Genomic DNA, 25,307 nt, shown 5'->3' on the forward strand with positions numbered 1-25,307 from the left:
ATGATGTTTCTTCGCTCGCAATCTTCGGGACGGGGGTCGTGTGCCCGCAAAAAAAGGGGAGCCGTACTTTTTTCTCAGCTACGCGCATACACCCAGGTTCGGGGCGGGGGGACCCGACCCCGACATGTGGGTGGAGCGCCTCTTCCGCGATCTCTGCGGTCACGTCATGGCGATGACGGACCTGCCCGCCGGTTTCCCGGTCGGCTTCATGGACCGGGACATACGCAGCGGTGAGGGCTGGTCGGAACGGCTCGCCGAGGCGCTCGCCAACTGCCGGGTCTTCGTTCCCCTGTTCTCGCCGCGGTACTTCAAGAGCCAGATGTGCGGGAAGGAGTGGTTCGCGTTCGCGCAGCGCGCCGTCCAGCACAGCGCGGCGAACAACCAGCCGGCCGAGGCCATCGTGCCGGCGTTATGGGTGCCGGTGCCCGCGAACCAACTGCCGGGCCCCGCAGAGCGGTTGCAGTTCAACCACAACACCTTCGGCGAGCGGTACGTCACCGACGGGCTGTACGGGCTGATCAAGCTGCGCGGTTACGCCGAGCAGTACGAGAAGGCCGTGTACGAGCTCGCCCGGCGCATCGTCCACGTCGGCAAGAACATCGAGCTCGCCCCGGTCCGGCCGGTGGACTACCGGGTGGTCCCGAGCGCCTTCGGCGCCACCGGGAGCCCGGCCGGAAGCCCTTCCCGCACCCTCCACGTCACGGTGGCGGCCGCTTCCCGGCACGATCTGCCGGAGGGCCGCAGCCCCGAGTACTACGGGGACAGCGCGCTGGAGTGGAATCCGTACCATCCGGTCGCCCAGCGGCCCATCGCGCTCGTCGCCGAGGACCTGGTCAAGAACCTCAACTACCAGACGACCGTGGGCTCCTTCGACGACGAGGCCGGGCACTTCGACAGCAAGCAGCCGCCGACCCGGCCGGAGATCCTCATCGTCGACCGGTGGGCGGTGGAGGACGAGCACCGGCGCCAGCGGCTGGCCGCCTTCGACCAGGAGCACCGCCCCTGGATCAACGTGGTGGTGCCGTGGAACCGGTACGACAGCCAGAGCCGCGCGAAGGAGGCCGAGTTGACGCGGCTGCTGGAGGAGACCCTGCCCGTCAAGATGAGACAGGGCCGGGCCGCCTGCCGGGCCGCCGCCAACGGCGTGGCCAGCATGGAGACCCTCGGCCAGATCCTCCCGCAGGTGGTCGAGGCGGCCGCCCAGCAGTTCCTCAGACACGCCCAGGTGTACCTGCCGGCCGGCAACACCCAGATCGAACGGCCGCGGCTGCTGGGGCCCATGGGCATGGGCGGGCCGCCCGCCCCGCCGCGGGTCCCCTTCCCGACGGACGCGCACGGCACCGAAGACAGTGAAGACAGCGACACCAGATACGCCGAGGGCAGCACCAACGACACGGACCGGGGGGACGCGGATGACAGCGAGTCGTGACAGCGAAGACAGCCGTGACGGACGCATCGTCACCTTCTACTCGTACAAGGGCGGCACGGGCCGCACCATGGCGCTGGCCAACACCGCCTGGATCCTCGCGGCCAACGGCAAGCGGGTCCTCGCCGTGGACTGGGACCTGGAGGCCCCTGGCCTGCACCGTTTCTTCCACCCCTTCCTGGACCCCTCCACGCTGGGGGCCACCACCGGGGTCATCGACCTGATCAGCGAGTACGCGTGGGCCGCCACCAGCCCGGTGCCGCGCGCCGACGACTGGCACAGGGACTACGCGCGGATCCAGCCGCACGCCGTCTCCCTCACCCCCGAGACCCTCGGCTGGGAGTTCCCGGACGGCGGCACCCTCGACTTCGTGTCGGCGGGCCGGCAGAACCGCGAGTACTCCGCGACCGTCTCCACCTTCGACTGGGACAACTTCTACGACCGGCTCGGCGGCGGGCTCTTCTTCGACGCCTTACGGGAGGACATGAAGAGCAACTACGACTACGTCCTGATCGACAGCCGCACCGGCCTCTCCGACATCGCAGACATCTGCACGGTCCACCTCCCCGACATCCTGGTGGACTGCTTCACCCTCTCCGACCAGTCCATCGACGGCGCCGCCTCGGTGGCCCGGCAGATCGACGAGCGGTTCAACGACCGGGGCATCAAGATCTACCCGGTTCCGATGCGCATCGACGAGGGCGAGAAGGAGAAGGCGGACGCGGGCCGGGCGCTGGCCCGGATCAAGTTCGACCGCTTCCCCAACGGGCTCGTCGGCGACGAGCTCACCTCCTACTGGGGCGCGGTGGAGATCCCCTACCGCCCCTACTACGCCTACGAGGAGACCCTGGCCACCTTCGGCGACGAGGCCGGCCTCACCAACTCCCTGCTCTCCGCCTTCGAACGGCTCACCACGGTGGTCACCGAGGGCGCCATCACCTCCATGCCGGTCATCGGCGAGGAGGTGCGCCTGCGCATCCGGGACGCCTTCACCCGGCGCCGCCCGGCGCTCCCGGCCGACCTGTTCCTGTCCTACGTCGCCGAGAACCGGATGTGGGCCGACTGGATCGAGTCGGTGCTCACCCGGGCCGGTTTCCGCGTGGTCCCCCGGGACGTGTCCGCCGAGCGGACGACGGCCGGATCCGACTCCGGGGACACCATCGGCGGGGCGGGCATCAGCGTCGACAACGCCGCCCGGACCGTGGTGCTGCTCTCCAGCGCGTACCTCAAGTCCGCCCGGGCCGTGGACGTGTGGGAGCGGGCCGCCGCCGAGGACCCGACCGGGGGCCGGCGCCACCTGGTGGCTCTGCGCGTGGGCGACGTACGCCTCGCGACCCCCTACATCGACCGCAATCCGGTGGACCTGTTCCGCCTCGACGAGGTGCACGCGACCACCGCGCTGCTGCGCGCGGTGGAGCGGCCGATGGCCCTGACCGACAGCGTGGCCAGTGCCTCCCAGCCCGGCCCGCGCTTCCCGGGGACCGTCCCGAAGATCTGGAACGCGCCGCCCCGCAACCCCGGTTTCACGGGGCGTTCCATGGTGCTGGAGCGGATGCGCGACCAGCTCGGCGGCGGCATCTCCGTCGTGCTGCCGCAGCCGCAGACCCTGTTCGGTCTCGGCGGTGTCGGCAAGACGCAGGTGGCGCTGGAGTACGTGCACCGGTTCATGGCCGACTACGACCTGGTGTGGTGGATCTCCTCGGAGCAGACCGACGACGTGGTCGCGGCCCTCGCGGAGCTGGCCGTACGCCTCGGCGCGCAGACCGGCGAGGACATGGCGGCCGCCTCGCAGGAGGCGATCGACCTGCTGCGGCGCGGGGTGCCGTCCTCGCGCTGGCTGCTGGTCTTCGACAACGCGGACGATCCCGAGACGCTCAAGCGGTTCTTCCCGCCGGGCGGGCCGGGGCACGTGCTGGTGACCTCCCGCAACCAGTCCTGGTCGCAGTACGGCGACGCGCTGCCGGTGGACGTGTTCCTGCGCGAGGAGTCCATCGAGCACCTCCAGCGCCGGGCCCCCGGGCTCAGCAAGGAGGACGCCGAGCAGGTGGCGATAGCGGTGGGCGACCTGCCGCTCGCGGTCGAGCAGGCGGGCGCGTGGATCGCGGAGACCGCGACCCCGGTGTCCGCGTACATCGAGCAGCTGGCCCAGCAGGCTGCCCGGGTGCTGGGTCTGAACCAGCCGCCGGGATATCCGGAGCCGGTCGCCGCCACCTGGAACATCTCCATCGAGCGGCTGCAGTCCCGCTCCCCGGCGGCCGTGCGGCTGCTCCAGCTCTGCGCCTTCCTGGCTCCGGAGCCGATCTCCGCGAACCTGCTCTACAGCAAGGAGATGATCGACGCGCTCAAGCCGTACGACTCCTCGCTCCAGGAGAAGCTGGTGCTGGGCCGGGTGATCCGGGAGATCGGCCGGTTCGCGCTGGCCAAGGTCGACCAGGTCAGCAACAGCATCCAGGTGCACCGGCTGGTCCAGGCGGTGATCCGGTCCCAGATGACGGAGGAGGAGCAGCGGGAGGCCCGGCACGCCGTCCACCGGATCCTGGCCGGCGCCCGTCCGGACGACGACGAGCCGATCGACAACCCCGAGACCTGGCCGCGGTTCAACACGATCTGGTCGCACCTGACCCCGTCCGAGGCCCGCTACTGCAAGGAGCCGGAGACCCGCCGGCTGCTGATCGACCGGGTCCGCTACCTGTGGAAGCGCGGTGACTTCAAGGCGGCGTACGCGCTCGGCGAGGAGCTGCGCGAAGCCTGGAAGGAGATGCTGGGCAACGACGACCTGCAGTACCTGTACCTGCGCTTCCACCTGTCGAACATCCTGCGTTCGCAGGGCCGGTTCGTGGAGGCGAAGGAGCTGGACGAGGTCACGCTGGAGCGGCAGAAGGCCGTGCTCGGCCCCTCGCACCCGCACACGTACATGACCATGAGCGGTCTCGCCAACACCCTGGGCGCGCTGGGCCAGTACGGCGAGGCGATGGAGCTGGCGACCGACGCGCACGAGGGCTTCAGCCAGATCTTCCACGAGGCGCACCCGCGCACCCTGGCCGCTGCGAACAACCTGGCGCTGAACCTGCGGCTGGTCGGGCAGTACACCAGAGCCCGAGAGATCGACCAGGAGGTGCACGACCTGCGCACCGAGGTGCTGGGGCCGGAGCACCCGTACACCCTGTCCTCCGCGCAGAACCTCGCCCGCGACCTGCGCGAGGTGGGCCGGTACGAGGATTCGGTGCAGCTGCTCAGCCGGACGTACGACAGCTACAAGCGCACCCTGGGCCGGGCCTTCCCGGGCACCCTGGCGGCCGCGAAGAACCTGGCGGTGTCGCTGCGCCGGGCGGGCCAGCTGGAGGACGCGCTGCGGCTGACCACGGCCACCCGGGCGCGCTACCGGGCCAAGTACACCTCGGTCAACCCGGACCTGCTGTCCTGCGAGCTGAACCTGGCCTCGGACCTCTTCGCGACCGGGGACCCGGGCTCGGCCCGGGACCTGGCGCAGGAGGTGGTGGACGAGTACATGAAGGTGCCGGGCGAGCGGCACCCGTACACCCTGGCGGCCGTGAACAACCTGGCGGTCTTCCACTGGGGCACGGGCGCGGCGGAGACGGCGGAGACCCTGCTGCGGCAGACGATCCGGCTGATGCGGGACGTGCTCGGCGACAACCACCCGCACACGGTGTTCGCCAACCTCAACCTGGCCAACACCCGGGCCGACCTGGGCGATCCGGAGGGCGCCCTGGAGCTGGAGCGGATCGCGGTGATGCGGCTGCGCGAGGCGCTCGGGGCGCACCATCCGGAGACCCTGGCGGGCGCCTCCAACATGGCGATCAGCCTGGACACGCTGGGCCGCAAGGAGGACGCGGCGCGGCTGCGGGCGGACGCGGTGGCCGAGCTGACGCGGCTGCTCGGGGAGGACCACGCCCTGGCCCGGTACGCCCGTGACGAGCGGCGGCTGCACCGCGATCTGGAGCCGCTCGCCGTGTGATCCGAAGGAGGGCGGCGGGGGCTCCACCGGCCCCCGCCGTCCGCCACCCGAAACAGCAGGGGGGCGCTGTGCCCGACAGCATGACCTTTCGAAACGAGGACCTGCCGGCCCTCTTCCACCACACCGACCAGGCGGCGATCTCCCGGCAGCGGGAGTCCACCCAGGCGACGCGCGCACAGCTGCTGCTGCTCGTCGCGGCCGCGGCGGCCGCTGCCCTGCCCTCGGGGCCCCGGCTGGGCTCGCTGTACCTGCTCGGGCTGCTGAGCGTGCTCGCGTACGCCGGGGTGCTGGGCGTGGGCATGCGGGCGAGCAGGCGCCGGGCCCGGCCGCAGTGGCAGCTCAACCGGAGCGCCGCCGAGTTCATCAAGTCCCTGGCCTGGCGGTACGCCGTGCACGGGGCGCCGTTCGGCAGTGAGGTCCCGGGGGCGGAGGCCACGTACCGGACGCGGCTGGAGGCGGGGCTGGACGAGCTGAAGAAGATGGGCTGGGAGGATCCGCGGACTTCCGGGGCGGTACCGGAGGGCGGGGAGATCACCGGCGCGATGTTCAGGCTGCGCGGGCTGGACTACCAGGTGCGGCGCGAGACGTACGTCCGGGACCGGCTGATCGAGCAGCGCAACTGGTACCAGCGCAAGACGGAGGTCTCCCGGCGGGCGACCGCCCTGTGGTCGTGGACGATCGTGCTGCTGACCTGCCTGGCCCTGCTGTTCGCCCTGCTCGGGACGTTCGGCTCGGGCCCGGGGCCGAAGCTGACCGGGCTGCTGAGCACGGCGGCCGCGGCCGGCATCGCCTGGAACGAGGTGCGCCGCCACCATCCGCTGATCGAGGCGCACACGCTGATCGAGCAGGACCTGGCGGCGATGATGGTCGTGATGCAGACGACCATCACCGAGTCGCAGTGGCCTTCGGCGGTGTACGAGACCGAGCGGTACGTCTCCCCGCAGCACACGGACTGGCTGGCCCGGCACAGCAGTTGAGGCCCTGGTGCCGGGGGCGTGGCTCAGTCGCGGGTCACGCCCTCCCGCCAGATCACCGTGACGGGCTTGCCCAGGGAGCGGGCGTAGGCGACGATCTCGGCGGTTCCGCCGTGCCCGCGCGCGGGCAGTCCGTCCCAGACGGCGACGAGCCGGTCGCAGGAGTCGACAATGTAGGTGCCGGCGGCGTAGTAGGCCTCGTCGGTGGAGCTCGGGAAGTCCATCCGGACCTCCTGCGTGGCCCGCAGCTTCAGGCCGCGGTAGCGGGCGAGGGACTCGGCGTCCTCGAAGGCCTCCTCGTAGTCCCCGCTGGGGATCACCACGGTCAGGCCCGCGCCGTATTCCAGCGCGATGGCGGCGAACAGCTGGTCCGCCCCCTCCGCGAGGCTGGAGAGCGCCTCCAACGGGCCTTCGTGGCCGCCCAGTACGGCCCGCAGGCCGCTGTCCACGTGGGCGAGTACCTCGCCCGGAATGGACCGGTGCCCGGTCACGCCGATTCGCTTCATTCGGAACCCTGCCTCCCCCGTGGACACGGACACCCTGGACATCTTCCCAGATGGCGGGAGGACGTCCAGGGTGCGTGACGGGGCGCGTGGGTCACCGTCAGTAGACGCTGACCCCGTAGGCGTTGAGGGCCTCGACCACGGGCTGGAAGTACGTGGTGCCGCCGGAGGAGCAGTTGCCGCTGCCTCCGGAGGTGAGGCCGACGGCGCGGGTGCCCGAGTAGAGCGGGCCTCCGCTGTCGCCGGGCTCGGCGCAGACGTTGGTCTTGATCATGCCGTAGACGATGTCGCCGCCGCCGTAGTTGACCGTGGCGTTGAGGCCGGTCACCGAGCCGCTGTGGGTGCCGGTGGTGGAGCCGCGCCGGGTCACGGACATGCCGACGGTGGCGTTCACCGCGCTGGTGATGTCCTGGCTGCCGACCGTGCCGGGGTGGGCGAGCGAGGTGTTGCTGTAGCGGATCAGGCCGTAGTCGTTGGTGGGGAAGCTGGAGCCGACGGTCGGGCCGATCGTGGTGGTGTGCGAGGAGTTCGTCCACCAGGTGCCGGCGCCGTCGGTGCAGTGCCCGGCGGTCAGGACGTAGTACGTGGTGCCGCTGCGCACGTTGAAGCCGAGGGAGCAGCGCCAGCTGGACGCGTAGATCGCGTCGCCGCCGGAGATCAGCTTGGACAGCCTGCCGGGCGTGCGCTCGATGCGCAGCGCCCCGGCCTCGGCTCCGGCCTCGCGCTTGATTCTGGCGATGTCGGCGGCGGAGACCGTGGAGTCCGCGGTGACCACGAGGGTGCCGGTGGCGGGGTCGGTGTGCCAGGCGGTGCCCGCGACGTCGGCGCGCAGGACGGATGCGCTCGCGGAGGCGAGCCTCGCCTCGCTGACGCTGTTGTCCCGGGGCTCGGCGCTCGCCACGGTGGGGGCCGCGAGCGCCGCTACGGCGGCCAGGCCGGTGGCCACCGCGAGAAGCCTGGTACGGGTGGTGCGCTTGATCCTCACTTGTCGTCCTCCTGGAGAGGGTTCGGGGGCCCGGCGGCTGTGGGGGTGCCGGCGCCCGTGAGGCGCAGTCGGGGGCACGGCCGGCGCGTGAATTTTGGCCGTGCCCCTGACAAGCGCTGTCGGGAGTGTCCTGTCGTCAGATACCGGTCGCAAGGGCGCCTTTCAGCCGCCGCTCGCCGGCCGCCACCTCGAAGGGCAGCGTGTTCCCCGGGGGTGGGAAGGGGCAGATGAAGTGGTCCGCGAAGGCGCAAGGAGGCAGCAGGGCCCGGTTGAGGTCGACGGTGACCGAGCCGTCCTCTGCCGGGACGCCGGGCTTCAGGAAGCGGAACCTGTAGCTGGAGCGCCCGCCGGTGGCATCGCCGAAGACGGCCCAGAGGCTGCCGTCGCCCTCGTCGACGGCGACCTGGAGGGTGTGCTCGACGCCGGCGAAGGGGAAGCTCAGCTCGCCGCCGAGGCCGAGCCCGCGCGCCTGCCCGTCGGCGTTGTCCACTTGGACGGTCCGCTGCTCGCCGTACGGCTTGAAGCGTCCGGGCAGCGCGAACGCGGGGTCGTACGGGGTCGCCTCGATGCCCGCGAAGGCCCGGCGGGCCTCGGAGCCGGGGTCGAAGACGCGTACCGCCCACTCCCCCTCGCGCCGGATCACGACGAGCCGCAGCTCCCCCGCGATGAGCCGGGAGCGCGAGGGCGGGCCCTCGTCGGCGGCAAGTACCGCGTCCCCACTGAAGGGCTCGCCGTCGAGGAGAAGGGAATCCTCGGGGGCGGCCGTCAGCGCCACTCCGCCGCCGGCCGCGCGCCAGTGCCCCGGAACGGCCGGAATTCGACCTTCCGGGTAGTCGGCGAGCCAGTGGGTGCCGATCAGCGCGAGGGGACCGTACGGGGCGGACACGGTGGCCACCCGATGCTCGTGCCAGGCGTGCCAGGCGGTTTGCGGATCATTTGCGTCATCGCTCATGCCGCTCAACCCTTCCACACCGGTCCGGACGGGAATCCCCGGTGGAGCCGGGGTACGCCGTCCGGACCTGTGGAATCCGAAAGGGGGTCAGCAGCCGCAGTCGCAGCCGCAGTCACAGCCGTCGCAGCAGCCGCCGTCGCCGCAGCAGTCGCAGTTGCAGTTGCCGCAGTCGCAGTTGTTGCACCAGGGTTCCTTCTTCTCCCGGGACCACGGGCTGTCGTGCTCGGAGCAGCACAGCTGGCAGGTGCAGAACAGCCCGATGGCCACCGCGCAGCCCGCGAGCAGCCCGCGCCGCGGCTTCTGCGGGGGCAGACCGCCGCCGCCGCCGTGACCGCCACCGCCCCAGCCGGGGCCGCCCGGGCCGCCGGGGCCCATCGGCGGGGCCGTGCCGGGACCGCCGGGGGCGTAGGGGTTGGAGGCGTACGGGTCCGAGGCATACGGGTTCCCGCCCGACTGGGGGCTGCCCGCGTAGGGGTTCGCCACGTACGGGCCGCCGCCCTGCCCCGCGGAGTTCGACGCCGCGTGCCCGTGCCCGCAGCTGCTCGTGCCGAAGGCCCGGTCCACCGAGGTGCGCAGCTCGTGCACCAGCAGCCGGTGGGCGAGCCCCGCGTCCGCGAACTCGACCTCGCGCAGCGCGAGCCGGATGCCGTGCAGGGCGTCGTCACAGAGCCGGCGGGCCTCGGTGAGCGGGGTGCCGGTGGCCGTGAGCGGGTTCCAGGCGCCCGCCGCGGCGTCGGCAGCCTGGTCCTCCACGGCGTCCAGCAGGTGCGCGAGCCGCCCGAAGTAGCGGCCCGCCTCGGCGAGCGCGGGGGCGTTGCCTGGCCGTCCGGCGAGCTGCGCGGTATGGGCGAAGGCGGCGGCCGTCGCGGTCTCGGTCGGCTCGGTCACCACGAGCACGGGCGTGCCGATCCCGGCTAGCGTCTCGATGCCCGCCTGCCGGTCCACGGCGTCGACGAGCACGGCCGTGTCGAAGCCGAGCGAGGCCCCGGTGCGGGCGCCGGCCCGGTCCCAGCCGCGGGCCACCTTGCGGGCGGCCATGGCGATGGGGGCGCGGGCCAACAGCCCGTCCCGGTCGGCCACGTGGTCCCGTACCTTCGCCGAGGCCAGGACGAGCGAGACGGCGGCGGCGAGCCGCGCGCCCTCGCCGTTGGCCACGGAGGCGGTCCGCATCCCGCGGAGCGGGCAGGGGCCCGCGGTGCGCCGGGCGCCGGCGGCGGGACCGGCCTGAGCGTCCGTCAGAACGGAGACGAGCAGCCCGTCGTAGTTGGTGACGATCCTCGCGAACTGGCCGTGGTCGCCCCGAAGTGCCAGGCACAGCCCGCACAGATGAGCCATCCACTCCGCCTTGAACCGCTCGCCCAGCCGGTGCGTGCATGGTCTGACTATGCCGAACAAACCGCTTCCCCCGTGTGTCGTACGCGTGCCTGCCGGGCATCGTACCGAGCCCGACGCTTCACCCGTACGCCCTAATCGCTCACCCGTACGGCGGCAGCAGTCGTATTTTCACTCAGACAGCAGTGGTAGCTGCCAGGATCCTTGACCGTGCAACGGATGTTCTGCACCAGTACCGTCACGAAACCCCTGCGCGGCGACTATCCACTTGGCGCGTTGTCAGCATCATGGACGAGCATAGGGGCAGCGGAGAGAAGACAGACCAACCGCGATGAAAGGAGGCAGTCCATGGGTTCGGTGCGCAAGGCGAGTGCCTGGCTGGGTCTCGTGGAGGACAGCGACGACGAGCGTTACTACGACGACGACTACGAGTCGGCCGTGGAGCGCCAGCACGGATCGGTGTCCGGCCCCGGCGACCAGTGGGTCACCGACCCCCGGGTCAAGGTGGCGTCCGAGTCGGCGGTGGAGCACGGCCGTCGGATCGCGACGGTCACCCCGGACGGCTTCCGTGACGCGCGCGGCATCGGCGAGCTGTTCCGCGACGGGGTCCCGGTCATCGTGAACCTGTCCTCGATGGACCCGGGCGACGCGAAGCGCGTCGTCGACTTCGCGGCCGGACTGACCTTCGGGCTGCGCGGTTCGATCGAGCGGGTGGCGACCAGGGTCTTCCTGCTGACCCCGGCCGACACCCAGATCGTGAGCGGCGAGCCCGCCGGCCGCTCGCGCGACTTCTTCAACCAGAGCTAGGCAGGGCCCTCACCGGCACGTCAGCGGAACGCGTCGAGCCCGGTGAGCGCCTTGCCCAGCACCAGTTGGTGCATCTCGACGGTGCCCTCGTAGGTGAGGACCGATTCGAGGTTGGTGGCGTGCCGCATGACGGGGTATTCGAGGGAGATCCCGTTGGCACCGAGGATGGTCCGCGCGGTGCGACAGATATCGATGGCCTCGCGGACGTTGTTGAGCTTGCCGAAGCTGATCTGCTCCGGCCGCAGGGTGCCCGCGTCCATCCGCCGGCCCAGGTGGTGGGCGAGCAGGATGCCCTTGTGGAGTTCGAGGGCCATGTCCGCGAGCTTGGCCTGGGTGAGCTGGAAGCCGCCGATGGGCTTGCCGAACTGCTCCCGCGTCCTGGCGTAGTCGAGCGCGGCCTCGAAGCTGGCGCGCGCCGCGCCCATGGATCCCCAGATGATCCCGTACCGCGCGTGGCTGAGGCAGCCGAGCGGGCCCTTGAGCCCGGTCACTCCCGGCAGCACCGCATCGGCCGGCAGCCGGACGTCGTCCATGACCAGCTCGCTCGTCACGGACGCCCGCAGCGACCACTTGTGCTTGATCTCCGGCGCGGAGAACCCAGGAGAGTCCGTCGGGACGGCGAACCCGCGGATCCCCTCGTCGGTCTGCGCCCACACCACGGCGACCGCGGCCACGGACCCGTTGGTGATCCACATCTTGCGCCCGTTGAGCACCCAGTCGGTGCCGTCGCGCTTGGCGTACGTCCGCATCGCGGCGGGATCCGACCCGACATCGGGCTCGGTCAGCCCGAAGCAGCCGATCAGCTCGCCGGCCGCCATGCCGGGCAGCCAGCGCTGCTTCTGCTCCTCGGAGCCGTACTTCCAGATCGCGTACATGGCCAGCGAGCCCTGTACGGAGACCAGCGAACGGATCCCGGAGTCGGCGGCCTCCAGCTCCAGGCAGGCGAGCCCGTACTGCACGGCACTGGCCCCGGCACAGCCGTATCCCGTGAGGGACATCCCGAGCGCCCCGATGGACCCGAGCTCCCGGGCCAGCTCCCGGATCCCGGGCAGCTCGCCGCTCTCGTACCACTGGGCGACGTACGGCAGCACCCGGTCGGCGGCCCAGCCGCGCACGGTGTCCCGGATGGCGAGGTCCTCGGGCCCGAGGAGCTCGTCGAGCCCGAGCGGATCGGTGGGTACGAAGGACACGGGGGCCTCCCCTTCGAGGCCCCGCCGCACATGCCCTGGCCTCCGCGCGGGCCCCTGTCGACCGGCACGACCGGCCGGACCGGCGGAACCTAGCGGCGCAAGTTTTGCACCGCGCCGCTGACGCTAGTCACCCTGCCCGCACAAAATCCAGCCCCACCGGGCGGAATCCAGCCCCGCCGGCGTTTGAGGCGCGGGGTCCGGGGCGGAGCCCCGGCAACGGCGCTGCAGCCGACCGTCAGCCCGCGTGCTCCACCGGAGCCGGGCACGGCGTGCCCTTCGCCTGCGCCGGCAGCCGCACCGGCTCGGCCGGCACCTCGACCCCGCATTCCATGGCCTTCGGCAGCTTCAGCGCCATCACGGCCCCCGCGAACAGCAACCCCGCGCTCACCACGAGAGTGACGTGCAGCCCGTGCACGAACGACTGCCGCGCCGCCGCGTAGAGGGAGGCCCCCGCCGGCCCCCCGAGGTGCGCGGCGATCGCGTAGGCCTCGCCCAGAGAGTTGGCGGCCCCCGCCGAGTCCGCCGCCGACACCCCCGGCACCCCCGCCAGCCCCGGCCGGTACGCCGCGTTCATCACGCTGCCCAGCAGCGCGATGCCCATGCCCGCGCCCAGCTGGTAGGAGGTCTCGCCGATCGAGGCCGCGCCGCCGGCCGTCGCCGCCGGGGCCTCGCTCAGCATCGACTCGTACGCCGCGAACAGCGTGGTCTGCAGCCCGAAGCCGAGCAGGACGAAGCCGACCGTCAGCAGCACCGGCCGGTCGTGCTGCCCCATCAGCGTCAGCAGCAGCACCGCGAAGGCGGTGAGCACGAAGCCCAGCGACACCATCGTGCGCGGCCCGATCCGGGCCAGTGTGTACGAGCCCGTCGCACCCGCGGCCATCGCGGCGAAGGTCAGCGGCAGCAGCCGCAGGCCGGTCTCCAGCGGGCTGAGGTGCAGCACCAGCTGGAGGTACTGCACGGCGATCAGCTCGAGGCCGACCAGCGCCAGCATGGCCAGCACGATGCAGCCGACCGAGGTCGAGAAGGCGGCCCGGGAGAACATCCGCATGTCGATCAGCGGGTGCGTCCGCCGCTTCTGCCGCCGTACGAAGAGGGCGAGCAGGACCGCCCCGAGCACCAGCGGGACCAGCGCCTGCGCGTCGAGCAGGTGCCGCTCCGCGCCGAGCCGCTTGATCCCGAGCACCGCCCCGAGCACGCCGGCGGCGGCCATCAGCGCGCCGAGCACGTCCCACGGCCCGTCGGCGGCGCCGCGCGACTCCGGCAGCAGCCGGCGTCCGAGCGGCAGGATCAGCGCCATCAGCGGGATGTTGATGAGGAAGACGGAACCCCACCAGTAGTGCTGGACGAGGAATCCGCCGAGCACCGGCCCGCTCGCGGCGCCGATCGCGGCGACGGCGGTCCAGATGCCGATGGCCAGCGCCCGCTCGCGCCGGTCGGGGAAGACCTGGCGGAGTATCGACAGGGTGGCGGGCATGATCATCGCCCCGCCGACGCCGAGCAGGGCCCGCGCGGCGATGAGGACCTGGGCGTTGTCGGCGAGGGCCGCGATGGCGGAGGCCACGCCGAAGAGCCCGTAGCCGAGGAGGAGGACGCGGCGGCGGCCGACCCGGTCGCCGAGGGTGCCGAAGAGGATCAGCAGCGCGGCGCAGACCAGCGGGTAGGCGTCGACGATCCAGAGCAGCTCCTGCGAGCCGGGGCGCAGGTCCTCGGTCACGGAGGGCACGGCGACGTGCAGGATCGTCGCGTCGAGCGCGACGAGGACCAGGCTGACGCAGAGGACGGCCAGGACGACCCAGCGGTTGGTTCCGCCGGCGGCCGCGCTCAGCCGCTGCCAGGGGGAAGGGGCCTTGACCCCGGCCGCGTTCGTCCCCGACATGCATGTACCTCCCAGGTGATCCCTCGGGCTCGGCGGACCAGCGTCTTGTGGAGCCACGGGGGGGTGGTGCGCTGTGCGGCGTCCAACGGGGTCCGGCATCGACACGCGAGTGAACGATCAGCGTACGCGAGTTCGCCTGCCCGGCACGTGGCCAAGCTCTCATCCCGGCGGCGCCCTCCGTGTGGCATGCGCCACTCCCCCCACCCCCACCCCTCCCCCTCGTACACGCGCGCTCACGCCCCGTGGTTCTGGCCCGGGTCGTCGGCCCGGGTCGCCGGCCGCCGCCACCGATAATCATGCCCGTGAAAGATCTTGGATTTCGCCGGGCCGCGCCCGCGCTCGCCCTCTTCGCGGCCGTCCGGCTGCTCGGGCTGGCGGTGCTCGCGGTGTGGTGCGCGGCGGCCGGCAGCAGCCCGCACACGCTGCTGTCGGCCCGCTGGGACTCGCTCTGGTACGCCCGCATCGCCGCCGAGGGGTACGGGTACGAGGTGGCCCTCCCCAACGGGGACGTCCACTCGAACCTGGCCTTCTTCCCCCTGCTGCCCTGGCTGGAGCGGCTCGTGTCGGCGCCGACCGGGCTCTCGTACGGCTCGGCGGGCCTGGTGGTGTCGGTGGTCGCGGGGCTCGCTGCGGCCTGGGGGATCTTCGCGGTCGCCGACCTCCTCTACGGCCGCCGCGCCGGGGTGTTCGCCGTCGGGGTCTGGGCGGCGCTGCCCGTCGGGATCGTGCAGTCGATGGCGTACAGCGAGTCGCTGTTCACGGCGCTGGCGGCCTGGTCCCTGTACGGGGCCCTGCGCGGCCGGTGGCTCACGGCGGGCCTGCTCGCGGCGGCGGCCGGGCTGACCCGCCCGGTCGGGGCGGCGGTGGTCGCGGCGGTGTGGGTGGCCGCGGTTCTGGCGTGGCGGCGCGGGGAGCGGTCCTGGCGCATGGCGGCGGGTGTGCTGCTCGCCCCGATGGGCGCGGCGGCGTACGTGCTGTGGGTCGGGGCGAGCACCGGGGGCGGGCTGTTCGGGTACCTGGACGTGCAGGGCGGCTGGGGCAACGGCTTCGACGGCGGCTGGGCCTTCGCCCGGTTCATCGGCGGGAAGCTGGCCTCCTCCGCCTTTCCCGGCGTCGCCGCCGGAACGGGGCTGATCGCGGGGGTCGTGCTGGTGCTGTGGCTGTACGGGAAGTGCGTACGGCAGCGACAGCCGGCGCCGCTGCTCGTGTACTGCGGGATCGTCGTGGCGCTGGCGCTGTGCGCGTCGGGGTACTTCGGCTCCAAGCCCCGGCTGCTGCTCCCCTCCTTCCCGCTGCTGCTGCCCGTGGCCCTGGCCCTGGCCCGGTGGCGGACGCCGCGGGCGGCCGTGGTGCTGGGCGCGGGGGCCCTGGCCTCGGCGGTCTACGGGGCGTTCTGGCTGAACGGCTCGGGTCCTCCGTAGGCCCGAATCCCCCATGGAGAATGGAAATGTCCTGCGGCCATAAAGCTCGGGTAAGGATGGAATCAATTACCGACACAGTGGATCAAGCCTTCTCCAACCGCTTCCGAAATACCCGGAATTAAGTCCCGCGTGAGACCTACTCCACATCACATGGTCATCACAAAGCCCGCGATTCGCCCGGGTTGAGCATCTGCGCGCGGTAACGTCGATTGAGTGCGTACCGATCAAATCCTGCCCCGTCTGGAGCGGGTGTTCGCCCGGCTGGACCGGGAACCAGAGCGACCGGCTCATCTGCAAACCCCGCAGATGAGCCGGCACCGCGTCGTGCTCTTCGGATCGACCCTCGCCTTCTACCTCGCGATCGTGGTGGCCGTGCTGACCACGTCCTGGCTCGTCCGCCTGGACTGGCAGATCATGTTCTTCCGGCCCTACGAGCAGTGGCCGCAGGTGCACGCCTTCCTCGACTACCTCGTCGTGCTCGGCCAGCGCGGGCCCACCGCGGTCATGGTGGCCGCCTGGCTCGGCTGGCGCTCCTGGCGGCAGCACACCCTGCGCCCGCTGATCGCCCTCGGCGTGGCGCTGCTGCTGCTCAACGTCACCGTCGGGGCCGTCAAGCTCGGCCTCGGCCGGCTCGGCCCGCACTACGCCACCGAGATCGGCTCCGCGGAGCTCTTCGCGGGCGGCGATATATTTCCTTCCGGCCACACCGCCAATGCCGTGGTGACCTGGGGGATCCTGGCCTATCTGGCCTCCACCACGGTCACCCGGCGGGTGCTGTCCGTGGTCTCCGCGGTCGTCTCGCTGAGCGTGGGAGCCACCACCGTGTACCTCGGCACCCACTGGGTCAGCGACGTGCTGCTCGGCTGGTCCGCCGGTCTGCTGATCCTGCTGGCGCTGCCCTGGTTCGAGCCGCTGATCGCCCGGGTCGAGGCCTACGTCTTCGACGTGCGCGAGCTGCTGCGGCGCCGCGCGGAGACCGGGCGGATGCCCGCGCCGGTCGTCACCGCGCTCACCCCGCTGCTCTCGGCGGGCGGTAAGTGGCAGCTCCAGCGCGTCACCGACCCGGCCCAGGCGCCGGCGCCGGCACCCGCCGCACAGCCGGCGGCCGCCGCGGCGGCCGTGCCCGCCGTGGTCACCGCGCACTCACCGGCGCCCCGGCCGGCCGCGCACGTGTCCGCCCGCCAGCACGTGATCCGCTCCGAGCGGACCCCGGTCACCCCGGTCGGCAGCCGCCGCCCGGCGCACGGCGAGCGGGCCGCCGCCCGGGGGGCCGCCGCGGCCCGCCCGGTGGCCGGCGGCTGAAGCACCCGCCGCGGGGGCGGTACGCACCACCTCCCCCCGCGACGCGAAGGCGGGCCGGGTCACACGAGACCCGGCCCGCCTTCGTCGTCCGTCAGCGCCGCGCCGGGACGTTCGTCCGTCCCGGGTCACGCTTGTGTCACAGAATATCTACAACTGCCAATTGTTTTACGGCCCGCGACACGCCCGTCACGCAGACTCTTTTGAATTTCCGCCGAGAACGCCCATATTTCCCTCGGGGATTGCCGGAGCCCTGTTGGACCAGACCAGCTGAATGCCCCTCAGGACCGCTACATTTCCTTCACTCCTCCGGCCCCACGGCCCGCCCGAGGAGATCCCGCGCGGCCCTGATCCGGTCGGTCAGCTCGGTCGGTTCCACCACTTCGAACTCACAGCCGAGCAGCATGATGTGAATCACCAGAACGTCCAGGTTCACCGCCCCGGTGCGCAACAGACAGCTGTTCGCACCGACCGGTTCCAGGGCTCCGTCGCTCGGCCCGATGATCCGCGCCGCCTCCTCGGCCGACACCTTCAGCCGCACCACCGCACGGGCCGCGTACGCCCGCTGCGCCACGCCCTGGGAGACGTACGCGGCCAGATCCTCGGCGGGCGGCGGGCGCGGGGTGAACCGGGGTCCGTGCGGGGGCCGGGGCGCGATCCGGTCGGCGCGGAAGGTCCGCCAGTCCTCCCGGTCCACGTCCCAGGCGACCAGGTACCAGCGCCGCTCGGTGCACACCAGCCGGTGCGGCTCGACCGTGCGGCGGGTGGCGTTGCCCCCGTGGTCCTCGTACTCGAAGCGCAGCCGCTCGCCGTCCCGGCAGACGGCGGCGAGCTCGGCCAGCACCGAGGGGTCCACGGTGGACCGCTCGGCGCCGCGCAGCATCGGCACGGTGAACTCGTTGAGTGCGGAGACCCGGCGCCGCAGCCGCGAGGGCAGCACCTGCTCCAGTTTGGCCAGGGCCCGTACGGAGGCCTCCCCGATGCCCTCGACCCCGTTGCCGGCGGCGGTGCGCAGCCCGACGGCCACCGCCACGGCCTCGTCGTCGTCCAGCAGCAGCGGCGGCAGTTCGGCCCCGGCGCCCAGCTGGTAGCCGCCGCCCGTGCCGGGGCTGGCGTTCACCGGGTACCCGAGCTCGCGCAGCCGGTCCACGTCCCGCCGGACCGTCCGCGGCGTCACCCCGAGCCGGTCCGCGAGATCGGCCCCGGTCCATTCGCGGTGGGCCTGCAACAGCGACAGCAGGCGCAGCAGTCGTGCGGAGGTTTCGAGCATGCCCCGAGTCTGCCAGCGGGCCCGCCGGGTCCACTCATGGCCGGTAGGGCAGCTGCGGCACCTCGAAGCAGGTGCGGGTCATGTCTCCGCCCTGCGTCACCCAGCCCGTGCCGTCCTGCCAGCGGGCCACGGACAGGCAGGTCCTGCGTTCGGCGGGCGGCACCGGTGAGGGCACGAAGGAAGCGGGCAGGAGCAGCCCGCGCGCGGTGTAGGGCTCCGGGCGCTCCATGAACCGTTCGACACACGGACGAGTGAGGTCGGGCAGGCAGGAGCGGGCCGCGTCGGTGAACCACATGGCGGCGGCCCAGCCCTCGAGCTGCCACTGGGACAGCGTCTTCCCCGCCAGCGCGGCGCGGAACTCGGCGACGGCCGGGTCGGCGGCGTCGGCGTGGTTGCGGCTCGATCCGGTCACCCAGAGGGAGTTGCGGCAGGCGCGCGCGTCCTCGAAGTCGGCGGGCACCCGGTCGTCCCAGTTCTGCACGTTGGTGACCTTGGCGGTGACCCGTACTCCGGCGGCGTCCATCGCCTCGCAGAGGCGGGCGTTGCCGTGCGTGTCGAGTGCGTCGAAGACCAGGTCCGTGCCGCGCGCCTTCAGGTCGGCGGCGACGGCCCGGAAGTCGGGCAGGGCGAAGTCGACCTGCTCGGGCACCACCTCGTACCCCTCGGCGCGCAGCCCCTGGGTGATCTGGCGGGCGTAGCCGGCGGAGGCGGCCTGGTTGTAGGAGACCACGGCGGCGCTGCGGGCGCCCTGTTCGCGCTTGAAGTAGCGGTAGACCTCGGTGCCGCCGTAGAGGGTGCCGCCCCAGCCCGGCGCCTTGCCGTCGCGCGGGGACTGGCTGCCGTAGATCCCGTACAGGTGCGGGTAGGTGTCGTACGCCGTACCGATGGGCTGTCCGCCGATGTCGGGCACGCCCGCCCGGCTGACCCGCGGGGCGCCCGCGTAGGAGAGGGAGGTCGTCGCGACGAGCGCGAACACCTTCTCCTCGTCGAGGAGTCGGCGCACGCACGCGTTGTTGCCGATCCCGCTGCCGCCGTCGTCGCAGCCGACCACCTCGACCGGGCGGCCGCCGAGCCCGCCGCGGGCGTTCAGTACGTCGAACCAGGCGCGGGCGCCCTCACCGGGGCCGGTGAAGGCGTCACCGCCCACGGGGCTGGTGGCACTGGCGATGATGCCGACCTTCACCGGCCCGGCGGCCGGGCGCGTGGCTTCACGGAAGGCGTTTTCGGGGAGCCGGCTCCCGCAGCCGGCGCTCGCCGTCAGGAGCGCCGCGCACAGCAGGGTTTCAGCACGGCGGCGGCGCCGCATCGCCACTGAGCTCGATCAGCCCGCACAGGCTCTTCATCGACACCTTCCAGACCCCGTCGTCGAGTACGGAGATCCCCTTGCTGTCGGGGAGCGCCGGAGAGCCGTCGACCAGCAGGTCGTAGGTGACCGTCGCCTCGGTGGGCGAGGTGAAGGTGATGGACTTGACCTTGACGGAGGTCTTGTCGGCGTTGGGGAGGTGCGCCAGGCCGGCCAGCAGCGGCTCCATCAGCGAGCCGTGCTCCAGCACCTCGGCCTTCTGCTCGGTGGAGGTCTTCGGGTCGAAGAAGAGGACCCAGTTCTTCTCGATCTTCGCCTTGGCCGCCGCGGGGTCGGCCGGTTCGCCCGCGGTCGGTGCGGCCGGCGCCCCGGCGGAGGGCGGGCTCGCCGTGCCCGTCCCCGTCGCGCCCGGATCCGAACCGGATTCCGAGGAACATCCCGCGAGGGCCGGCACGACCAGCAGGACTGCGGCCGCCGCCCAGGCTGCGGCACGTGGGTGTCTGCTCTGGACCATCTGGCTCACCACCGGTGTCCGAGCGAGCCGTTCGGCTCGATGCTTCCAGGGTCAGTGTCTTCACGGCATCCCGCAACGCGCGGCCGAACTCACGGGGGCGCCGGTATGCGAACGCTGTGGCCGGGTCTGGGTGCGGTGGCGTGCGGGGCTCTGCTGTGCCTGGCGGGCTGGTACGGGGTGTCCGGCGAGCGGTTCGCGGAGCGGCAGATCCCCTGGCTGGCCTCCTGCACGGTGCCGGGCGCGGCGCTGATCGTGGCGGGTGCGGCGCTGCTGGCCGCGTGGCGGCCGGCGCCCCCGGCCGGGCAGACGGCCGGGGCCGGGCAGGCGGCCGAGGCCGCTGCGGCGGGCCCCTCCTCCACCGGCCCCCCGGTCAGGGTGCCCGGGGGTACCCTCGCCCACCGGCCGGACTGCCCGCTGGTGGACGGCCGCCCCGAGGTGTTCGCGGCGGCCCCGGCGGACGGGCTCACCCCGTGCCCGGTGTGTGAGCCGCCGTGGCCTCTCTGACGTACGAACTGACCCTGGCGGGCCTCGCGGTCGGCAGTGCCGCCGCGCTGACCGGGATCGGGCTGATCGTCACGTACCGGGCGACGGGGGTGCTGAACCTGGCGCACGGCGCGGTGGCCATGGTCTGCGCGTACGTCATGCGGGAGCTGGTCGTGCGCTGGTCGGTGCCGGCGTGGGTGGCGGCGGCGCTCACCGTGCTGCTCCTCGCCCCCGCCCTCGGGCTGCTCCTGGACCGGCTGCTCTCCGCCCGCGGCCGGTACCCGGGCCGGAACCAGGTGCGGGACCTGACGGCCACGACCGGCGTGTTCGTCCTCCTCGTCGGGCTGGCCGTGGCCGTCTGGGGGCCGGGGGCGCGGGCGGACGCGCCGGTGCTGTTCGGCTCCGAGCCCTGGCCGCAGCTCGGGACGGTGCTGGTGCTGGCCCTGCTGGTCACCTGGACGACCCGCCGCACGGCCTTCGGCCGGGATCTGCGCGCGGTGGTCGACAACCGCGCCCTCGCGGAGCTGGGCGGCATCGACACGGCCCGCGTCGCCGCGGCCGGCTGGGCCTTCGGCGCCGCCACGGCGGGCCTGACGGGCATCCTCCTGGCCCCGTACCTGCGCCTGGACCCGTACGGGCTGCCGCTGCTGGTCCTGGAGGTCCTCGCGGTGGCCGTCGCCGCCCGGCTGCGCAGCCTCCCCGTGGCCGTCGCCGTCGCCCTCGGGATCGGGGTGGCCCAGGCGCAGCTCACCCGCTTCCACCCGGAGGGCCCGGCCGCGCCCTTCGTCCAGTCCCTGTCCGCCAACCTGTTCGCGGTCGCCCTGCTGGTGGCGGCCCTGCTCCCGGCGTCCCGCTCGGCGGCGCCCCTGGTGGCGGCGGACCCGGGCCCCGGCCGCCGCTTCGGAGCGCTTCCCGCTCCGCTCCGCGCCCTGGCCTGGGCGACGCTGGCCGGGCTGCTGCTCCTCCCGCTCCGCTTCGGCGGGGCCGGGCTGGACACCGCGCTGCGGATCCCCGCGCTCTCCGTGATCCTGCTGTCCCTGGTCCTCGTCACCGGCCGCGGCGGGCAGCTCTCCCTGGGCCAGGCCGCGTACGCCGGGCTCGGCGCGCTCCTCACCGCCCGCCTGGCCGCCGCGGGCGTGCCGGAGCCGGCGGCCCTGGGGCTCGCCGTCCTCCTCGTGGCCCCGCTCGGGCTGCTGACCGGCGCCCCCGCGATCCGCAGGCGCGGCCTGGCCCTCGCCCTGGTCACCCTGGCCGTCGGGGTCATGGTCAGCCGGTTCGTCTTCGCGCAGCCGTACGCGACGGCCGGGCTCGCTCCGGACCGCCCGGCCGGCTTCGCCGACGACCGGGCGTACTACGCGCTGGAGCTGGCCCTCCTGGCCGCCGCGCTCCTCGCGGTGCGGGCCCTGCGCCGGGGCCGCCCGGGCCGGGCCTTCGCGGCGCTACGGGACCACGAGGCGGGCGCCTCGGCCGCGGGGGTCCCGGTCCCGCGGCTGAAGCTCCTCGCCTTCACCATCGGAGCGGCGCTGGCCGCGCTGGGCGGCGGAATGCTGGTCACAGCGGTCCAGGCCTTCGACCCCGAGTCCTTCGATCCGATCCGCAGCCTCCTCTGGTTCGCGGCGGTAGCGGCCCTGGGCGCGGACAGCACCCTCACGGCGGTGACCGCGGCCGTCCTCCTGACCCTCCTCGACACCACTCCGACCGCCCTGACCGCCCTCACAATCGGCCTCCTCACCCTCGCCGCCACCAAAGCAGCCCCGCCGGGCGCCACTTCAGCTCCGCCTGCAACTCCAGCCTCGCCGGCAACTCCAGCCTCGCCGGCGTTTGAGGCGCGGGGTCCGGGGCAGCGCCCCGGCAACGGCGCCGCACCGACACCGGGCACGCCGCTGCTGCAAGCGAGAGGGCTCCGCGTCCGCTACCCCGGCGGCGAGCCACTCCGCGGGCTCGACCTCGACGCCCCCGCCGCCCACATCACCGGCATCGTCGGCGAGAACGGCGCCGGCAAGACCACCCTCCTGCACTGCCTGGCCGGCACGCTCCGGCCGACCGGCGGCCGGGTCCTCCTCGACGGGCGGGACATCACCCGCCTCCCCCCGCACGCCCGGGCCCGGCTCGGGCTCGGCCGGACCTTCCAGCAGCCCGCCGTCTTCCCGAGCCTCACCGTCGAGGAGAACGTCCGCGTCGGCGAAGACCAAGGCCGCCCCGCCAACGCCCCCGGCACCGGACACCGCACCGCCCTCCGCCTCCTCGGCCTCCTCCCCCACCGCCACACCCCCGCCGCCCTCCTCCCCACCGGGGTCCTCCGCCGGACCGAGCTCGCCCGGGCCCTGGCCGCCAACCCCCGGCTGCTGCTCCTCGACGAGCCCACCGCCGGGCTGGACACCGCCGAGGTCGCCGCCCTCGCGCGCGTGCTGCGCGCCCTGGCCGCCGACGGGATGGGCCTCGTGGTCATCGAGCACGACCTGGACCTGCTCGCCGCCCTCGCCGACACCGTCCACACCCTCAGGGACGGGCGCCTCCATGCCCCTTGAGATGGCCCTGCACGCCGCCCGGGTCCGCTACGGCCCCCTCGAAGCCCTGCACGGCGTCGACCTGCCGGTGCCCGCCGCCACCGTCACCCTCCTGCTCGGCCGCAACGGCTCCGGCCGCACCACCGCCCTGTGCGCCCTCGCCGGAGCCGTACCGCTCAGTTCCGGCACGGTGTCCTTCCGTACGGCCGACGTCACCCGCCTCCCCGCCCACGAACGGGCCCGACGCGGGCTGTGCTTCGTACCGGACCGGCAGGCGGTGTACCCCTCCCTCACCGTCGGGGAGCACCTCCGCCTGGCCTCCCCGCACCACGGGCCCGCGCTCGCCGCCTACCCCGCCCTGGCCGCCCTCCTCGCCCGGCCCGCCGGCACCCTCTCCGGCGGGGAGCAGCGGATGCTCGCCCTGTGCCGGGCCCTGCTCAGCGCCCCCGGAACCGTGCTGCTGCTGGACGAGCCCACCCAGGGCATGTCCGCGGCCGTCGCGGCCCGTACGTACGAACTGCTCGCCGCCCGGGCCGCCGAGGGCGCCGCCGTGGTCCTCGCCGAGCAGCGCGTGCCCCCGCCGCTCGCCCGCCCCGGGGTCCTGGTCCACGAACTGCGCCGCGGCGCGGTGGTGTTCAGCGGCGAGGCGACGGAGGAACCACGGCCCCCGGAGCCGGAGCCGGAACCGGAACCGGCGCCCCCGCCCCCACCGGCTCCGGGATGACCAGCAGCATCCCGATCGCGATCAGCCCCGGCTTCGGCCCGATCACCGCCCGGTTCGCCGCGTACAGCGCCTGCCAGCCGCCCGCCACCCGGTGCCGGCGGGCGATCGCGTACAGGGTGTCCCCGGCCCGCACCGTGTGCATCCGCCCCGCCAGTCCGTACCGCTTCGAGCACACCGGCCAGGCGTCCCACCCCTGCCGGGCGAGGAGGTCCTGCGCGACCCGGATCTGCTGCACGCGGCTCGCGAGGTCGGCCCGCTTCGCGAACGCCAGCCCCCCGTACTCCTCCCACGTCGGCTGCCAGAACTGCAGCCCGCCGTAGAAGCCGTTGCCGGTGTTGACCGCCCAGCGGCCGCTGCTCTCGCAGTCGGCCACGCAGTCCCAGGGCCACTCCCCGCCCGGCCCGCAGTCACCGGGCCCGTTCCCGATCAGCCCGGGCGAACCGGGGTGCGCCACCCCGGCGGGGCCCGGAGCGGGCGGTGGCGGAGCCGCTGCCGCCGCACCGGAGGGGAGTACGAGCACCAGTACGGCGGCAGCGGAGACGGCGACGGCAGCGCCTGCGGCGCCTCGCCGGATCCCGAGGTTGGGCATCGCGTCACGCTACGCGGGCCCCTGCGCCCCTCCCGGCCCGCCACGCGGCGCGCCCGCGCGCCCCACCCGGTCGGCGGACCCTCGCCCCCTCCCCCAAACAGCCATCTCCGGGCACCAACTGCGCACAACCAGAAAACAGTTGGCACGAAAACGAAGCCACGGTCGGACGGTTCACCCTTCCGGGGGCCCGGTTCGATTCCGTTCCCTCCAATGGCGTGACCCCGGCCGCCGCTCCCCCGTTGAGCCCGGCGAGCCGGGAACCGCCCGGCCCGCACCTATGCCGAGGAGCCACCCCGTGCCGCGCATGCTCGACGTCAGTGATGAGGTACGTGCCGAGATCGGTGACGAAGAAGCCGAAAGGCTGCTCGTCGGCGACGACGCGCCGCGCAGTTACGACTGCACCTCCTGCCGCACCCCGGGCGACCCCGAGAACGACCGCACCAGCACGGTGCTGTTCGTCGGCGAGGAGACCGCCGTCCTCGCCTTCGCCCACGCCACCTGCATCCCCTCGCAGGTCGTCACCGTTTCCGAGGAGCAGCTGCAGGGCGCCGTCCGCAGCATCACCGGCGACAGCCCGGCCCCCGCCGTGCCCGTCATCCCGCTCCCCGGCGACGGCCCGCAGAACGTGCCCGGCGGCCAGGCGGTCCTCGGCATCACCAGCGGCCTGGTCCTGATCGGCGGCGAACTGCACCCCGCCCTGGTCGTCGAGCCGACCGCGCCGATCGCCCGCCCCGGCACCACCGGCCCCGGGGACGACTTCCTGCCGCTCCTCATCGAGCAGGGCTTCATCCCGGTCACCGACACCGCCGAGCTCCCCACCGCCCTCGGCGGATGGTCGGTGCTGCTCGCCGGCGGCCAGCTGCACGCCGTGCTGCAGCCGGGCACCGACGGCGGTCAGGTCGCCTGGTGGCAGGCGCACCAGGCGCTGTCCGTCACCGACGGCTGGCGTGCGGCCGTCAACAAGACCCAGCGCGTGCTCATCTACGCCGCCCCGGTCGGCTCCATCGGCCAGCAGCCCCGCGAGGACCTGCTGCGCGACGCCCTGGACAAGGCCGCCGCCGCGGGCAAGCTGGTGGCCGCCTCGATGCCCCTCGCCGGTACCTCGGGAGCCTGACGCCCACCGGCCCCGGAACGGCCGCCGGCCCCTCTCACCCCGGGGGCCCGGTGGCGTGCGCC

20 protein-coding genes are annotated in these 25,307 nt (G+C 73.3%); 10 read left to right on the top strand and 10 right to left on the bottom strand.

From position 1 onward, the window contains the following. The first annotated feature begins 40 nt into the window (after positions 1-40). The 3 genes from AB0O21_RS34265 to AB0O21_RS34275 all read left to right on the top strand — a co-directional run bounded on the left by AB0O21_RS34265 (position 41) and on the right by AB0O21_RS34275 (position 6,379). The gene (locus AB0O21_RS34265; RefSeq protein ID WP_365177819.1) at positions 41-1,429 is read left to right on the top strand and encodes a TIR-like protein FxsC; all 1,389 of its coding nucleotides are present in this window, start codon (positions 41-43) and stop codon (positions 1,427-1,429) included. Continuing rightward, positions 1,413-5,402: an FxSxx-COOH system tetratricopeptide repeat protein gene (fxsT, locus tag AB0O21_RS34270; RefSeq protein WP_365177822.1), complete on the top strand. Its 3,990-nt coding sequence runs from the start codon at positions 1,413-1,415 to the stop codon at positions 5,400-5,402. The genes AB0O21_RS34265 and fxsT overlap by 17 nt, the downstream gene beginning before the upstream one ends. 80 nt (positions 5,403-5,482) lie before the next feature. Next, a complete protein-coding gene (locus AB0O21_RS34275; RefSeq protein ID WP_365177825.1) occupies positions 5,483-6,379 on the top strand; it encodes a DUF4231 domain-containing protein in 897 nt (298 codons plus the stop codon). A gap of 23 nt (positions 6,380-6,402) precedes the next feature. On the opposite strand, the gene AB0O21_RS34280 is transcribed toward AB0O21_RS34275, so the two are convergent. The 4 genes from AB0O21_RS34280 to AB0O21_RS34295 form a co-directional block, all read right to left on the bottom strand. Then, a complete protein-coding gene (locus AB0O21_RS34280) occupies positions 6,403-6,882 on the bottom strand; it encodes a hypothetical protein (protein ID WP_365177828.1) in 480 nt (159 codons plus the stop codon). Positions 6,883-6,979: 97 nt separating this feature from the next. Continuing rightward, on the bottom strand, positions 6,980-7,864 hold the full coding sequence (locus AB0O21_RS34285; RefSeq protein ID WP_365177831.1) for a S1 family peptidase: 885 nt from the start codon (positions 7,862-7,864) through the stop codon (positions 6,980-6,982). Positions 7,865-8,000: 136 nt separating this feature from the next. Then, complete coding sequence (locus tag AB0O21_RS34290; protein ID WP_365177833.1) at positions 8,001-8,816, bottom strand: DUF1684 domain-containing protein; 816 nt, start codon at positions 8,814-8,816, stop codon at positions 8,001-8,003. Positions 8,817-8,903: 87 nt separating this feature from the next. Continuing rightward, positions 8,904-10,211, bottom strand: a complete 1,308-nt coding sequence (locus AB0O21_RS34295; RefSeq protein ID WP_365177836.1) for a DUF5685 family protein — start codon at positions 10,209-10,211, stop codon at positions 8,904-8,906. 285 nt (positions 10,212-10,496) lie between these two features. On the opposite strand from AB0O21_RS34295, the gene sepF reads away from it, so the two are divergent. Beyond that, positions 10,497-10,955 carry a cell division protein SepF gene (sepF, locus tag AB0O21_RS34300; RefSeq protein WP_365177839.1) on the top strand — a complete coding sequence of 153 codons (459 nt, stop codon included), beginning with the start codon at positions 10,497-10,499 and terminating at the stop codon, positions 10,953-10,955. Between the two features lie 20 nt (positions 10,956-10,975). On the opposite strand, the gene AB0O21_RS34305 is transcribed toward sepF, so the two are convergent. Continuing rightward, positions 10,976-12,145: an acyl-CoA dehydrogenase family protein gene (locus AB0O21_RS34305; protein ID WP_365177842.1), complete on the bottom strand. Its 1,170-nt coding sequence runs from the start codon at positions 12,143-12,145 to the stop codon at positions 10,976-10,978. 235 nt (positions 12,146-12,380) lie between these two features. Beyond that, positions 12,381-14,021 (bottom strand): MFS transporter, encoded by a 1,641-nt coding sequence (locus AB0O21_RS34310; protein ID WP_365177844.1) that lies wholly within the window; start codon positions 14,019-14,021, stop codon positions 12,381-12,383. A gap of 296 nt (positions 14,022-14,317) precedes the next feature. Here AB0O21_RS34310 and AB0O21_RS34315 point away from each other — a divergent pair, with 296 nt between their 5' ends. After that, positions 14,318-15,442, top strand: a complete 1,125-nt coding sequence (locus AB0O21_RS34315) for a hypothetical protein (RefSeq protein ID WP_365177847.1) — start codon at positions 14,318-14,320, stop codon at positions 15,440-15,442. A gap of 213 nt (positions 15,443-15,655) precedes the next feature. Beyond that, on the top strand, positions 15,656-16,744 hold the full coding sequence (locus tag AB0O21_RS34320) for a phosphatase PAP2 family protein (protein WP_365177850.1): 1,089 nt from the start codon (positions 15,656-15,658) through the stop codon (positions 16,742-16,744). A gap of 298 nt (positions 16,745-17,042) precedes the next feature. On the opposite strand, the gene AB0O21_RS34325 is transcribed toward AB0O21_RS34320, so the two are convergent. The 3 genes from AB0O21_RS34325 to AB0O21_RS34335 are packed head-to-tail and all read right to left on the bottom strand — an operon-like array spanning position 17,043 to position 19,828. Beyond that, a complete protein-coding gene (locus AB0O21_RS34325) occupies positions 17,043-18,011 on the bottom strand; it encodes a YafY family protein (protein ID WP_365177852.1) in 969 nt (322 codons plus the stop codon). 34 nt (positions 18,012-18,045) lie between these two features. Continuing rightward, entirely contained in the window at positions 18,046-19,317 is a 1,272-nt protein-coding gene (locus AB0O21_RS34330) for an ABC transporter substrate-binding protein (protein WP_365177855.1), read from the bottom strand. Next, complete coding sequence (locus tag AB0O21_RS34335) at positions 19,295-19,828, bottom strand: hypothetical protein (RefSeq protein ID WP_365177857.1); 534 nt, start codon at positions 19,826-19,828, stop codon at positions 19,295-19,297. The genes AB0O21_RS34330 and AB0O21_RS34335 overlap by 23 nt, the downstream gene beginning before the upstream one ends. A 105-nt stretch (positions 19,829-19,933) precedes the next feature. Here AB0O21_RS34335 and AB0O21_RS34340 point away from each other — a divergent pair, with 105 nt between their 5' ends. From AB0O21_RS34340 to AB0O21_RS34350, 3 genes are read left to right on the top strand one after another with little or no spacing between them, the layout of a single operon-like run. Beyond that, entirely contained in the window at positions 19,934-20,332 is a 399-nt protein-coding gene (locus AB0O21_RS34340; RefSeq protein ID WP_365177861.1) for a hypothetical protein, read from the top strand. Then, on the top strand, positions 20,320-22,839 hold the full coding sequence (locus AB0O21_RS34345) for an ATP-binding cassette domain-containing protein (RefSeq protein WP_365177869.1): 2,520 nt from the start codon (positions 20,320-20,322) through the stop codon (positions 22,837-22,839). Before AB0O21_RS34340 ends, AB0O21_RS34345 begins: the two co-directional genes overlap by 13 nt. Continuing rightward, positions 22,829-23,542, top strand: a complete 714-nt coding sequence (locus tag AB0O21_RS34350) for an ATP-binding cassette domain-containing protein (protein WP_365177872.1) — start codon at positions 22,829-22,831, stop codon at positions 23,540-23,542. The genes AB0O21_RS34345 and AB0O21_RS34350 overlap by 11 nt, the downstream gene beginning before the upstream one ends. Here AB0O21_RS34350 and AB0O21_RS34355 read toward each other — a convergent pair. After that, the gene (locus AB0O21_RS34355; protein ID WP_365177875.1) at positions 23,454-24,131 is read right to left on the bottom strand and encodes a transglycosylase family protein; all 678 of its coding nucleotides are present in this window, start codon (positions 24,129-24,131) and stop codon (positions 23,454-23,456) included. The two genes, AB0O21_RS34350 and AB0O21_RS34355, sit on opposite strands and share 89 nt — an antisense overlap. Before the next feature lie 295 nt (positions 24,132-24,426). Between AB0O21_RS34355 and AB0O21_RS34360 the strand changes: the two genes are divergently transcribed. Continuing rightward, entirely contained in the window at positions 24,427-25,245 is an 819-nt protein-coding gene (locus AB0O21_RS34360) for a hypothetical protein (protein ID WP_365177878.1), read from the top strand. Positions 25,246-25,307 lie beyond the last annotated feature (62 nt).

Source organism: Streptomyces sp. NPDC091371 (assembly GCF_040684275.1).
In the GTDB taxonomy this organism is placed as follows: Bacteria; Actinomycetota; Actinomycetes; order Streptomycetales; family Streptomycetaceae; genus Streptomyces.